Here is a 13,344-nt window from a genome sequence, read left to right on the forward strand (position 1 = left end):
GAGAATCGCTGCTCTTTTTTATATCTGTACCGTACTGTCAAAGCTATAAATTTCGCTCTAACAATGTTCCAAGCTGTTCAGCCAAGACTTGATGTGTCACAGGCTTCTCATTCTTGAACCACCATTCCACTACACCTGCATAAGCCGATGCAACAAAATTAATAATAATCTCCTCATTTAATCCCTGATTTATCCCTTCCGTTACATTTACTTCATGTCGAAACTCATTTTGAAGAAAAGTTAAGAACCGATTCCGGAAATAAGGGGCGCCTTTACTCGCCAGCATCATAGAGAAAAAAGAATAATGATGATCGAAGTATTCCGTCCATTTCAACGTAGCTTCGATAAAATCTAATTCCGCTGCAGATTCGCAAAGTACTCTAAGAACTTCTATATGTTCCTCGATAAGTTTATCTAACAAATCATATTTATCCAGATAATGAAGATAAATGGTTCCTCGGCTTACATTAGCCTTGTCAGAGAGTTCCTGTATGGTAATCTCGTCAAAATTCTTCTCGGACACCAGTTCTATAACAGCCCTCTTAAGTGCTTCTTGTGATTTGAGAATCCTTCTATCCACTTTAGGCACGTGAATTTTCACCTTACTTTCTATAATTAATGAACATTTCTATAGAACCTGTTCAGTATTGAACAGAACGTGCACATCGTACAATTGAATGTCATCTATAACTGTTTATAATAATAGACTATAGTTCATTAATGAATCAACATACATTATCGAAAGGGTGTTTTCATATCATGTCCAAAATCCGAGATAAAGTTGTAATTACGGTGTAGCGATCAATGAAATGATTATACGTCCAACCATTCAAGTAGGATAAAAAGGAATCTTTATGGATAGACCCTATATTATTTCCCATATGCTAAGTATGCAGTTGCCGTGGATTCTTTTGGAGAATTAGGATGGACCCAAAATTATATTTCAGAGGGAAGTAACAGTTCGTTGAAGTGCTTACGGAGCAGGTATCTGACGCTTATCTAGCTCATCTGAAGGAAATTGGGAATATCTTATATTTTTGGAGGATTAAAAAATTGGATTTTGCTGTAGTGGTAGAAAAGCTGAAACAATTATTTTTAATTGATGAGTTATTGCTAGAGCGTTGGGGTGTTCTTAATGGCTCCTTTCTGAATGAAGACTTAATTGATGAATTGAGCCTGGTCTTCCTATTTATTTTCATTAACTACTTGTTGAGCAATGCTAAGGATCGTTTCCTCATCCAAACTGTTATATTTTAAAGTGATTGAACCTTTTGAAGCATTGAATGCTAAAAACGTATAATTACTATTTTTTATTTTTTGTACCTGATTTCCGCTAACATCAATAATATCAGCATCGTTTAAATCCACTTGAGTATTGGTATAGGCTATTTCAATGAGTGTTTCTCCTTGAAAAGGTCCGTAGATGATTTCTCTTTCATTGGACGCTTTTTGTTCCTTTGTTAACATCTCCAGCTTCCCTTTGTTTTTTGTATATGTGACTAAAACTTCTTGATTATCTCCAATGAAGTTGCCTTCTTTGTCTTTTGGAGGAAATTTATGCTGTATATAACTAACTTCATATCCGTCTAGTGTAGGGATACTAAATGATGATGCTAAAGCACTAACTTGCGCCTGTGCTTTAGCTAATTCATCATTGGAACCATCCTTTTGACATCCTGATATTAAAAATATAATTGCAGCAATAAAAAATATATATCCAAATTTGTTCATGAAATCACCTCTAATGATTTGAATTAAATACTAATGGGCAATATTAATAGTCCGTAGATATACTTCAGTTACATTCCTCTCAATCCTCTGAATATCCGTAATATGGAATAATTGAATATACGCTGTGAAAGTGAATTTGTTGCACTAAACTCCTTCTTAGTTCAATGAGAAAATGCTGAACAATGAAGCTTGGTGTTTCGTGTCCGTCATAGAGATGTTAGAATTCGCCCATGTCTAAGAACGCCAGAGTAAATCGTCTTCTGACGGTCTCGGATAACTAATACACATATTTGGTCGTTAATTTGATTAAACATAGCTAGTAAATAAGAAATTACATAGTCTTAAGCCTTCAACCCTGCTAAATGTAAAGTCTGTTTCAGACGATCTATATCCACATAAATATCTTCAAATCCCGGAAAACGAATAGCAGGATCTGGCCAGCCTTGACCATACATCATGTAATAATCGAGAGTGTTATGGTTGCTGATCATCCAATACGTTGGAACGACATGCCGATCATGAAAAATTTCAATTACTTGAGTTCCGCTTTGACAAAAAGCCAAATTTGCCAGTCCAGCCCCATGTGCACCCAAGATTACTTTTGCCGAAGCGAATAACTGGATTTGCTGTGCAACCGTCCAATCCTCTAGATAAATGGTTTGAATACTGTATTCCTCAAGGCAACGAGTAACTTCCATTTCATTGATCAAGCGCCTAGTGCTGGCTTTGTTTCGTGAAATATAAATACGCTCAGGAGTGGCGAGAGTTATATCCCTATGTGGCAGGAAAAATTTACGTAGTGTATCCGTAGCCCATGTGGGGTAGTGGGAATTCATCATTAAAGAAGGGACAAGCAGCTGATCAGCTTCATAATAGGCTTCTGGATTTGTCCGGATTACTAACGACTCTGATATGCCTAACATTGCCCAAGTTTGACCTACAAATGGCCCGTAAGGGTTTGGATTCATGATGATAGAGGTATAAGGAATTCCACTTGTTTTGAGCATCGCCAGCCGAGGGAGCACATCATACATCCAGTGGAAATAGTTATGGCTTCCACAAAACGTCAACACGGCCGAGGTCCCTTTTATATGTTGAAGCTTCGGATTATTCCACTGGTGGAACACAGGGTGTTCCTCTGCTTCTAGCATTCTATTTTGCACAGCATCATATTCCTGTGACAGATCAAAGATTAGCTTTCCTTCCGAAGATAGAACAGCACCAGATTCACCCCACACCCTCCCACTAGAGATGGTAGCTACGTAGCCGCCAAAAGGCTGTAAGGAATAAGGCGTTAGAACAGGATGGATGTTTGTTTCAATACTTTTAGGAGCAGTGAAGTCGGTCGCCTGACCGAAATCAAACGGAACAACATGTCCAGCTTCATGGACCATTCCTCTTTGTTCCCATTCTGTTGTAAGTTCCAAGATATTTCGGTAATATCCATGGGGCGTTTCCCCGTTCATAGAAAAACTCATCGGCTCACCTCTTTTGACCAAGTAGAACTCCAAAAACATCATTAAGCTATACTATGGAACAAAAAAACTTTAGGACACCATTCTTTCTGAAAAGGGCGAGTGAACGGGGCTCAAGGCAGTTAGTTTCATAAAGGGCTTGACTTGGAGTGAACTCCAAGTGAAATAATAGCAGATATCAGCAAATGAACTTTATTATCTAGCGAAAGAGAGGAATCATTAAATGGACTATGTGAAACTTGGTAATACCGGCCTAGATGTATCAAGGCTGTGTCTAGGCTATATGAGCTTCGGGGTAGCCGAACGTTGGATTCATAAATGGGTGCTTGATGAGGAGCAGAGCCGGCTGATCATAAAAAAGGCCCTTGAGCTCGGAATTAATTTTTTTGATACGGCTAATGTGTATTCGGACGGAACAAGTGAAGAGATTCTCGGACGAGCTATTAGGGATTATGCTAACCGAGATGAAATTGTCCTTGCCACTAAGGTCTACAATCGTATGCACGAAGGACCGAATGGTGCGGGGCTCTCCAGAAAAGCAATCATGAGTGAGATTGACAAGAGTCTTAAAAGATTAGGAACTGATTATGTGGATTTGTACCAGATTCATCGCTGGGATTATCACACACCTATCGAGGAAACGATGGAGGCTCTTCATGATATTGTTAAGGCGGGTAAAGCGAGATACATTGGTGCTTCAGCTATGTATGCATGGCAATTTCAAAAAGCTTTATATGTAGCGGAAAAGAATGGTTGGACTCGGTTTGTATCGATGCAGAATCACCTCAACCTTATCTACCGTGAAGAAGAGCGCGAGATGTTGCCACTTTGTAAGGAAGAAAAAATCGGTGTTATTCCTTACAGTCCGCTGGCTTCCGGAAGATTAACTCGCGACTGGGCAGTAACGACACATCGTTCAGAGACCGATCAAATACAAAAATCAAAATATGATGGAACTGCAGATGCAGATCGGTTAGTCGTGGAGCGAGTAGCTGCGATCGGCGAAAAACATGGTGTTCCGCGGATTCATATCGCCCTTGCATGGTTACTTCAGAAAGAACCAGTTACCGCTCCTATTATTGGTGCTACGAAATTATCACATCTTGAAGATGCTGTAGGAGCGCTATCGCTTACGTTAACACCGCAAGAAATTATGTTCTTAGAAGAACCTTATACACCTCACCCAATCATTGGGTTTAATTAATACCGAGTATCGGAGGATAACGAAAGTATGACTATTTCAGAAGTAAGTGAAAAATTCAATCTGTCACCGGATACGCTCCGCTATTATGAACGAATCGGTATTATTCCACATGTAAATCGCAATAAAAGCGGAAATAGAGACTATTCGGAAGAAGATTGTAGATGGATAGAACATATCAAATGTATGCGAGGCATTGGTCTTCCCGTTGAGACCTTAATTAGATATGTTGAATTGTATAGACAGGGGGATGAGGCTAATCATGCTAGAGTTGAAATCCTGATTGAGCAGCGGAAGCAACTCTTATCTAAAATGGAAGAGATGAATAGAGTATTGGAACGGATGGATGAAAAAATTGAACGAATGAGTAAACAATAAGTCCTCTTTTGAGGGCTTATTGTTGTATTAAGTCTGTTCCTTTATGACTTCTTTCGATAGGCCTTAGGAGACATACCGTAGGTTTTGGTAAATTGTCGTGTGAAATAATTGCTATCGCTAAACCCGCTTTCGTGTGAGATTTGAGTAATACTGAAGTCAGAATGCTTCAGCAAGCTGCAAGCCCGTTCCAGACGCAAACGATGAAGATAGGAGATGGGTGTCGTCTGATAGTAAGAACGAAAGATCCGATTTAAGTGTCTTACCGATATTCCTGAGTGAGTGGCGATTTGCTCCAACGACAAGGGTTCAAGATAGTGGTCTTCCATAAAGGAGAGCGCGTTCGCCAAATGAATTAGGTGATTATCCTGGCTCTCTTTATCCTGTTTTTCATAATGCCTTGATAAATAGACAACCAGTTCCATGAACCGAGAGATAAGCAAAGTCTGATATCCCTGAAGCTTGTTGCTATATTCTTCAATCATACCGGCAATGAGGGAGGTGACGTATTCAAGCATAGGAATAGGCAAGCTTAATTTACTAGTGTAGGCGTGTTTATGACGATACAACGGTTCCAATACAAACAACGCCTGAAAGCCGTTCGAAGTCCGCAGATCCGATCCAGCTGTTGACAGCATTTCGGGCTTGTACATAATATTGCAGATCTTAAAATCCTGAGGATCTTTAAAAGCATGCGGGGTTGAACCGTTAATAACAAAGACATTCCCTTTCTTAATGAATGATTCTTCGGTATTTACAATATGAGTAGCAGTGCCACTCAAGACGATTACAAGCTCTGAGAAATCCACATGTCTGTGAAGGTCAGTATCGTTGTCGTGAAAGCCGTATTGAATAAAGAATGGGAATTTCTGATCGGATGTAAACCAATTTAAATAAAATTCACTCAACTTCTTACCCTCCAAAAGCATGTCTAGATGAATGTCTATATCATGCTATTTTACGACCGAATAATCAAGGTTTATCGTTTAGCAAGTGGAGTATAATCCATGACATAGCCGCAATTGTTCAACAAAAGGAGAATGCTTCATGAAATATAATAATCCGATATTACCAGGTTTTTATCCAGATCCAAGCATTTGCAGAGTAGGCGAGGATTATTATTTGGTAAACAGTTCATTTGCTTACGTTCCGGGAATCCCCATTTGGCATAGTAAAGATTTAGTCCATTGGAATCAGCTCGGATATTGTTTGACGCGTGATTCCCAGCTCCAATTTGATAAATCGGTCGTGTCTGGAGGGGTGTGGGCACCAACCATTCGTCATCATAACGGTAGATTCTACATGGTGACGACGAATCAGGATAGCGGTGGACACTTTTATGTTTGGACAGAAGATCCAGCAGGTGAATGGTCGGATCCGATCTATGTGGATCAGGAAGGAATTGATCCATCCTTATTTTTTGACGAGGGAAAAGTGTACTTTACAAGCACTGGAAACAAGGATGGCATGGGAATTTACCAATGTGAGATTGATATCGAAACAGGCCATAAGCTGAGTGATTCCAACTTGATATGGACAGGCAGTGGCGGTAAATTCCCTGAAGGACCCCATCTATATAAGGTAAACGGCTACTATTATTTAATGTGTGCAGAAGGCGGGACGGAATATGGCCATATGGAGACTATAGCAAGAAGTAGATCACCCTATGGACCGTATGAATCCTCTCCCCGAAATCCTATTTTGACTCATCGAAGCTCGGATTATCCTATTCAAGCTACAGGTCATGGCGATCTTGTTGAAGCACAGGATGGTAGCTGGTGGGCAGTATTTCTAGGAACTCGGCCGGTAGGTTATCCTTACCGTCATCATCTTGGCAGAGAAACATTCCTGGCTCCAGTCCAATGGAGTGAGGATGGATGGCCGATGATTGGTGATAACGGTGTTGTTGGATTAGTAATGGAAGCTGACACACCTGCACCAGTACTATGGGAAGACGAGCCTGAGACCGATGATTTCAATCAGTCCACTCTAGGAATGAGCTGGAATTTTATTCGTAATGCTAAAAAAGTCGATTGGTCTTTACAGAAACGAGCAGGGTGGCTTGCATTACGAGGATCGGATGTGAGATTGAGCGATAAGGGAACGCCAGCGTTTATTGGCCGTAGACAGCGCCACGTGGATTGTGAAATCACCACAATAATGGAATTCAACCCTTCAGATGGTGATGAAGCGGGTCTCGTTGTGTTTATGGATCAGCAGTATCACTACGCATTCGGGCTGACCCATGTAGAAGGTGAAAATGTGATCACACTGCGAAGACAGGTAGGCAGCATAAGAGATGTGAAATATACTTCTCCTTTTGAGGGCACAGTTGTAGAATTGAAGGTTCAGGCACTCCCCGAGAAATATTTATTTTCTTATCGAGGCGCAGATCAGATATGGCATCCAATAGGTGAAGCAGAGACACATTTGATCTCTACAGAAGTGGCAGGCGGTTTTACCGGTGTATTCTTTGGGATGTATAACTACTCTACCCATGGAACTACCGCATATTATGATTTCTTCCGCTATCAAAAGTGATAGATAAGCTGTACGGTAACGAGTACAAATGAAACGCAATAAGCAGCGATTCTCCATTATGGATGAATGGCTGCTTATTTTGATTTATGGCTGTCTCATGCTCAGTTTAGACTTTAGATAATGTTTATCCAATGAGCATCTTTTCTTTCAACTGCTTAATGTCTGCTCTAGGAGGGGCACCAAACATACGAGAATATTCACGGCTGAACTGGGAGGCACTTTCATAACCTACTCGGAATGCAACTTCCGCTGCATCCGCTGACTCGGATAATAAAAGACGCCGGGCTTCTTGTAATCGCAGCTGTTTTTGAAACTGGATCGGGCTCATAGCAGTGACTTCTTTAAAATGTCTATGGAAGGAAGAGATGCTCATACTGGCCGTTTCGGCGAGCTCTTCAATTCGTAATGGCTTATCACAGTTGTTGATTATCTGTTCGATTGCCTCATTCACGCGGTAGGTACTGCTGCCTTCCAATGCAATTTGTGCCAATGTAACACCATAAGGACCTTGCAGTAGTCGATAAAGGATTTCATCGGTATAAATCGGAGCTAAAAACGGAATATCATTAGGTTCATCTAATAAACGAACCAATCGAAGAATCGCATCGAGTATGGATAGATCTATTTGCCCCACAAACATTGCACGCTTTGCGTTTTCTTTAGAAGCGATCTTAAATTCAGAATCATTAAGCACTTTTAAGATCTGACTCTGTGTAAAATCAAGCTTGAAGCTCAGATACGGCACGTCGGGAGAAGCTTTTATTATCTTACCGACAACTGGTAAGTTCATGGATGTTATTAGGTAATTGGCAGGCCCATACTCAAAACGCTCTTGTGCCAATAATAACTCTTTTGATCCTTGGGCAATGAAGCATAAAGAAGGTGTGTGCACTCTAAAGATGGGCTCGGTCACATTGGAGGTGCGAATCACAAACAATGAGGGGATAGCGGTATCTTTTACGCCATCCTGACTGGAGTGACGATCAATCAATTGAGTGAGTTCTTCTTTTCGCACTTGTATTTCTTTAGACATGGGCTCCTCCTAAAGTTGTATTCTCAATCAATTATACGGCAATAAAATGCTTATTGTTAGTGGTAGTGAGAGGAATAGGCAAGCAGGATAACGGTGTTGGCTGCTATTCACGAAAAAATAAATTTGGAATTGTGAAAAAGTGAGTAATTACTCACTTTTTATTGACTCTCGATTTCTTATGTTGTATATTCGAGTGAGTAATCACTCACTTTACTGATGAACTCTTAAAAAGGAGTAAAAAAATGACACATGATCTATTCGATTCACTAATTGCTGCTCAAAAGACAAAAACAGATAAACAAAAAAAGATAATTGAAATAGCCATTAAATTATTTGCTGAAAAGGGTTTTGCGAATACTTCAACGGCGGAGATAGCTAAGATGGCAAACGTATCGGAAGGGACGATCTTTAAACACTACGGAACAAAAGATAAGCTGTTGCTCTCGATTATTCTGCCATTTGTGAAAGATTCTTTACCCTCAATCGCTAATGAGGTTTTTAGTGAAGTCTTAACAGAGGATACGAAGACGTTCGAGCAATTTCTTAAGGGATTTTTAAAGAATAGAATAGAATTTTTTGATAGAAATAAAGAGATCTTTCGAGTGTTTGTGAAGGAAGTTATATATAAAGATGAGCTTAAGAAAGAAATAGGCCCACATTTCATCAAAAATATCTCGCTGCTAATTTCTCGAGTAGTAGAAGAATTCAAGCAACGCGGAGAACTAAAAGATAAACCTACAGATCAAGTTTTGATTTATTTAATGACTGTTTGTGGAAGCTTCTTTGTGTCTCGATTTGTATTGTTTGAGAACTATTCCATAAGTGATGAAGAAGTCGAAAACTTTGTTCATTTCGTAATGGATGGAATAAGAAATCCTTTATCTGAAGCCTCATCCTAATAGCTTACTTAGTCAGAAAGGAGCATTTATATGGCAGTGTTACAGATTGAGCATTTAACAAAAGATTATGGGCATCAGCGTGGTGTGTTCGATGTTTCATTCCAAGTTGAAAAAGGTGAAGTTTACGGATTTTTAGGGCCGAACGGAGCGGGTAAAACGACAACAATTCGCCATATCATGGGATTTTCTCGTCCTCAGAAGGGATACACCTTAGTAAATGGATTGAATAGCTGGGAGAGTGCCAGTGATATTCAAAAGAATCTAGGGTACTTGCCTGGGGAAATTGCTTTGCCTGAATCGCTGACAGGTACACAGTTTATTAAGATGATGGCTGATTTACGTGGCATCCATGATATGGCGCATACTAATTATTTGATCTCAAAATTCGAACTTGATCCAGTGGGTAGTTTAAAACGTATGTCTTTAGGGATGAAGCGGAAGCTCGCGATTGTAACAGCATTTATGCATAATCCAGACGTACTTGTTCTTGATGAGCCTACAAGCGGTCTTGATCCCATCATGCAAAATGTATTTATTGATTTTATCAAAGAGGAAAAAGAGAAAGGGAAGACGATTTTATTATCGAGCCATATTTTTAATGAGATTGATGCTACCTGTGACAAAATATCAATTATCAAAGATGGACGGTTAATTTCAACCTTTATTGCTGATGAGCTTCGTCACAATGAGAGCAAAACCTTTGAATTTGAATTCAACTCCAAAGAAGAGTTTGAGCGTTTTAGTAATGAGGTTCAGTCTCTAAAAAACATTGAGGTCGCTTCTCTAAAAGCGCATAACAATCAAGCGGAAATACGAGTGAATGATAACGATATCAACATGTTTATAAGCTACTTATCAGAATATGATTTGAAGTTTTTCTCAGAGATCAAGTTTACTCTTGAAGATTACTTTATGAAGTTTTATGACCGAAACTCTAATACAGAGGGAGGTGCCATCGATAATGCCATTAATAGAAATTGAAAAATTGACAAAAGATTATGGCAAAGGACGAGGCATTTTTAACATCAATCTCTCGATTGAAAAAGGTGAAGTATTTGGCTTTGTCGGCACAAATGGAGCAGGTAAAACCACAGTGATTCGACATTTGATGGGCTTCTTAAAGCCGCAAATCGGAAGTGTAAGAATTAACGGAATGGACTGCTGGGAAGACTCAGCTGAGATAAAGAAAATGATAGGCTATACGCCTGGAGAGATCGCATTTCCTGATGCTCCAACTGGAACAGAATTCCTGAAACAGCAGGCTGAGCTGTTAGGACTCAAAGATATGACCTACGCAAATACAATCATCGAGAAGCTTCAACTAGATCCGACTGCTAACTTGAAAAGAATGTCCAAGGGAATGAAACAAAAGACAGCAATTGTTGCTACCTTAATGGCTGATCCTGATATTTTGATTCTAGATGAACCAACAACAGGACTTGACCCGCTAATGAGAGCTGAATTTGTAGATATCTTAAACGATGAAAAGAAGAAAGGCAAAACGATATTTATGTCGAGTCATATGTTTGAAGAGGTTGAACATACGTGTGACAAGGTTGCTCTTATTAAAGATGGTCAGATTATTGCTGTGAAATCGACACTTGAGGTTAAACATAATGAAGAGAAGACGTACAAAATAGAGTTTACTTCGCATGAAGACTACCAACGATTTTTAACAGAGCCATTTAATTGTGTCGATCAACGTGAAAGTCAAAATCAAGTCATTGTTAATATACATGATCGTCATATCAATACGCTTTTCAAAGTGCTCAAAGGCTATGAAATCAAGTTTATCACTGAGAACAAGTACACACTCGAAAAATACTTCAGAAGTCTTTACTAAAGGAGGAGAAACCAATGTTTAGTAAAACGATCTTTAAGCAAACATTAAAAGCAAATTTTAAGCTGTGGCTTATTTTCACGATAATCATGAGCGTGTTTAGTGGCGTACTGATTGCCGTTTTCGATCCGAAAACGATATCTAGCATGTCAGATATGGTGAAGGACACTCCCCTTGCGAACATGTTAGGATCAACTTCATTCCTTGGCATGCTCTCTCAGACCTTCTATTCGATGCAAGGCGTTATTCTGCCATTGATATTTGTGATTATGACCGCCAACAGTCTTATTGCATCACAGGTGGATAGAGGCTCCATGGCTTACTTGCTATCAACACCTATAAAAAGAAGCACCGTAGTCAGAACACAGGCTATTTATCTGGTAACATCGCTTATTGCAATGTTTACGATTTTATCTATCGTGGGTGTAGTTTCTGTTCAGGCTTTTCAGAGCGATATAGATTTCAATATTTCGGATTTGATAATGCTAAATGTAGGTTTATTCCTCTTAATGTTTGCAACCAGCAGTATTTCTTTCTTATTTTCTTGTATCTTCAATTTGTCCAAGAACTCACTCGCTTTTGGTGCAGGAATCCCACTTGCTTTCTTTCTCTTTGAACTGATGGGGAAGGTTGATAGCAGTCTGGAGGGATTTAAGTATATCTCACTGAATACATTATTTGATACGGATGCCATCATAAATAACGGCGATTACTCGATTCAGTTTACATTGCTTGGTGTTATTGGGATTGTACTTTATGCGATAGGCATACGAGTTTTTAAGGAAAAGGATTTGCCTTTATAACATGTGTCCGATGATTGAGGAGGGGGCACTCACATCAAAAGGAAATATCTTCTTGTCTACTTTTTAAGATATTCTTGGTAAGGTTAGGGGATATCAATGAATAAGAGGTGATGAGTTGTCATGAGTAAGAAATACTGCTTGTTCTGTGATGAGATCGTCTCCACTGCAACAGATGGCGATTATGATAGGTATTTAGGTTGTAATTGTTCTCCCGACGGGTTCTATAACTTATTGAGAGATAGCTATGAGCCGATTAATTCACTCCCGCATCAAAAGAAACGTGACATGTTTCATATCATATCGGCTTATATTCGGGAATTGACTGATCGTGAGGAGAAGGTTAGTCTATCGGCTGACGATTTGGAATCCATTGTAATATCCTCAAGAATTCCTGTGACGATTGAAGATAAAGGATACCGTTTACTGCAATACTTATATAGACATTCTGAGGCTCCAGGAGATACTATCGTTATTCAACCACTCTCCAGTAGCTATAACCTGACGTATTCGCCCAATCTGCAAGAACTGGTATATATCATAGATAAGCTGATTAACGAGCAGTTTATCATTAGAGAAGGCATGACCTTTAAGCTGACGGACGAGGGATGGAATGAAGCTGCCGCAATCGCAGGAGGCAAAAAGTTAAAACCATGTATCGTTCTATTGTCGGATGCCGAGGAGTTGCACACGGAGTGGATGGAAAAGCTGCTTCCAAAAATCGAACAATTTGGTTATACGCCGCGTTTGTTAAGACACACAACACAAAACCGTGAACCGTATTCCTTGGAGCTTATTGAAGAAAGTAAATTGATTATCGCAGATTTAACTGGTCAATCCCCTGAAGTGTATTTTACGGCAGGATATGCGCTCGGTTTGAACATCCCAGTGATATGGACCGTGAATAACAGCGATGCCGATAATCTTTTTGTGCAAGTGAAAAATATTCGCCCAATCGTTTGGGATACAGCTGAAGAGCTGGCAGTTTTACTTCAACAGAAGTTAAGTTTGTAGAGTCCATGTCAAATTTAATACGAACATCTTACGCAGAAAGAAGCCGCGATACTCGCGGCTTTTTTTTATCACTACAAAGGTTAATGTCCAACGGAAGGTTATTACGAAATCTTTTACTCTTATTGAGGATTGTACCGAGACTCACGAATAGGAATGCTATAATACAATTAAATTCTATAAATTAAAATATAGTTTATTGTAAAACTATAGTTAATTTTTTATTTTTCAAATAGACTGAACCTGTTCTTTGGTTAGAATCAAAAATGGGGGGTTGACCATAATTGCTGATGGGGACTATTATTTGGATTAAACAAATTTAAGTTAGTCTGAATGCTTTATTTGAACAGAAGGTTGCTCAAGTCGGATGAGCCGAACAGTAACAGATAAAAAGAAAACGGTTACAAACAGGCTTTGTATATATTTAAAGGAGACGAC

At 39.4% G+C, this 13,344-nt stretch carries 14 protein-coding genes; 9 read left to right on the forward strand and 5 right to left on the reverse strand.

Features of this window, described 5'->3' with window-relative positions; all coding sequences use genetic code 11:
• Positions 1-43 precede the first annotated feature (43 nt).
• Complete coding sequence (locus tag ACN6MV_RS14835) at positions 44-589, reverse strand: TetR/AcrR family transcriptional regulator (protein WP_419886653.1); 546 nt, start codon at positions 587-589, stop codon at positions 44-46.
• A gap of 380 nt (positions 590-969) precedes the next feature.
• Here ACN6MV_RS14835 and ACN6MV_RS14840 point away from each other — a divergent pair, with 380 nt between their 5' ends.
• The gene (locus ACN6MV_RS14840) at positions 970-1,257 is read left to right on the forward strand and encodes a dihydrofolate reductase family protein (RefSeq protein ID WP_419886654.1); all 288 of its coding nucleotides are present in this window, start codon (positions 970-972) and stop codon (positions 1,255-1,257) included.
• Here the strand turns inward: ACN6MV_RS14840 and ACN6MV_RS14845 are convergent.
• Positions 1,186-1,731 (reverse strand): hypothetical protein, encoded by a 546-nt coding sequence (locus tag ACN6MV_RS14845; protein ID WP_375102912.1) that lies wholly within the window; start codon positions 1,729-1,731, stop codon positions 1,186-1,188. The genes ACN6MV_RS14840 and ACN6MV_RS14845 overlap by 72 nt on opposite strands.
• A gap of 341 nt (positions 1,732-2,072) precedes the next feature.
• A complete protein-coding gene (locus ACN6MV_RS14850) occupies positions 2,073-3,209 on the reverse strand; it encodes a glycosyltransferase family 61 protein (protein WP_042127668.1) in 1,137 nt (378 codons plus the stop codon).
• A gap of 220 nt (positions 3,210-3,429) precedes the next feature.
• Between ACN6MV_RS14850 and ACN6MV_RS14855 the strand changes: the two genes are divergently transcribed.
• Complete coding sequence (locus ACN6MV_RS14855; protein WP_419886655.1) at positions 3,430-4,410, forward strand: aldo/keto reductase; 981 nt, start codon at positions 3,430-3,432, stop codon at positions 4,408-4,410.
• 27 nt (positions 4,411-4,437) lie between these two features.
• Complete coding sequence (locus ACN6MV_RS14860; protein WP_419886656.1) at positions 4,438-4,785, forward strand: MerR family transcriptional regulator; 348 nt, start codon at positions 4,438-4,440, stop codon at positions 4,783-4,785.
• Positions 4,786-4,826: 41 nt separating this feature from the next.
• On the opposite strand, the gene ACN6MV_RS14865 is transcribed toward ACN6MV_RS14860, so the two are convergent.
• Positions 4,827-5,690, reverse strand: coding sequence for a helix-turn-helix domain-containing protein (locus tag ACN6MV_RS14865; RefSeq protein ID WP_341112806.1), 864 nt, complete (start codon positions 5,688-5,690; stop codon positions 4,827-4,829).
• A 139-nt stretch (positions 5,691-5,829) separates the two neighbouring features.
• Here ACN6MV_RS14865 and ACN6MV_RS14870 point away from each other — a divergent pair, with 139 nt between their 5' ends.
• Positions 5,830-7,323, forward strand: a complete 1,494-nt coding sequence (locus tag ACN6MV_RS14870) for a glycoside hydrolase family 43 protein (RefSeq protein ID WP_419886657.1) — start codon at positions 5,830-5,832, stop codon at positions 7,321-7,323.
• A gap of 124 nt (positions 7,324-7,447) precedes the next feature.
• Here ACN6MV_RS14870 and ACN6MV_RS14875 read toward each other — a convergent pair whose 3' ends face one another.
• A complete protein-coding gene (locus ACN6MV_RS14875) occupies positions 7,448-8,356 on the reverse strand; it encodes an AraC family transcriptional regulator N-terminal domain-containing protein (protein WP_419886658.1) in 909 nt (302 codons plus the stop codon).
• Positions 8,357-8,598: 242 nt separating this feature from the next.
• On the opposite strand from ACN6MV_RS14875, the gene ACN6MV_RS14880 reads away from it, so the two are divergent.
• The 5 genes from ACN6MV_RS14880 to ACN6MV_RS14900 all read left to right on the forward strand — a co-directional run bounded on the left by ACN6MV_RS14880 (position 8,599) and on the right by ACN6MV_RS14900 (position 12,909).
• On the forward strand, positions 8,599-9,255 hold the full coding sequence (locus ACN6MV_RS14880; protein WP_419886659.1) for a TetR/AcrR family transcriptional regulator: 657 nt from the start codon (positions 8,599-8,601) through the stop codon (positions 9,253-9,255).
• Positions 9,256-9,285: 30 nt separating this feature from the next.
• Positions 9,286-10,236 (forward strand): ABC transporter ATP-binding protein, encoded by a 951-nt coding sequence (locus ACN6MV_RS14885; protein WP_419886660.1) that lies wholly within the window; start codon positions 9,286-9,288, stop codon positions 10,234-10,236.
• A complete protein-coding gene (locus ACN6MV_RS14890; RefSeq protein ID WP_419886661.1) occupies positions 10,217-11,098 on the forward strand; it encodes an ABC transporter ATP-binding protein in 882 nt (293 codons plus the stop codon). The genes ACN6MV_RS14885 and ACN6MV_RS14890 overlap by 20 nt, the downstream gene beginning before the upstream one ends.
• 14 nt (positions 11,099-11,112) lie before the next feature.
• Positions 11,113-11,898 (forward strand): ABC transporter permease subunit, encoded by a 786-nt coding sequence (locus ACN6MV_RS14895; RefSeq protein ID WP_419886662.1) that lies wholly within the window; start codon positions 11,113-11,115, stop codon positions 11,896-11,898.
• A 120-nt stretch (positions 11,899-12,018) separates the two neighbouring features.
• Entirely contained in the window at positions 12,019-12,909 is an 891-nt protein-coding gene (locus tag ACN6MV_RS14900; RefSeq protein WP_419886663.1) for a hypothetical protein, read from the forward strand.
• Positions 12,910-13,344: the final 435 nt, after the last annotated feature.

It is taken from the genome of Paenibacillus sp. B-A-8, from assembly GCF_048572915.1.
Taxonomy (GTDB): Bacteria; Bacillota; Bacilli; order Paenibacillales; family Paenibacillaceae; genus Paenibacillus_AQ.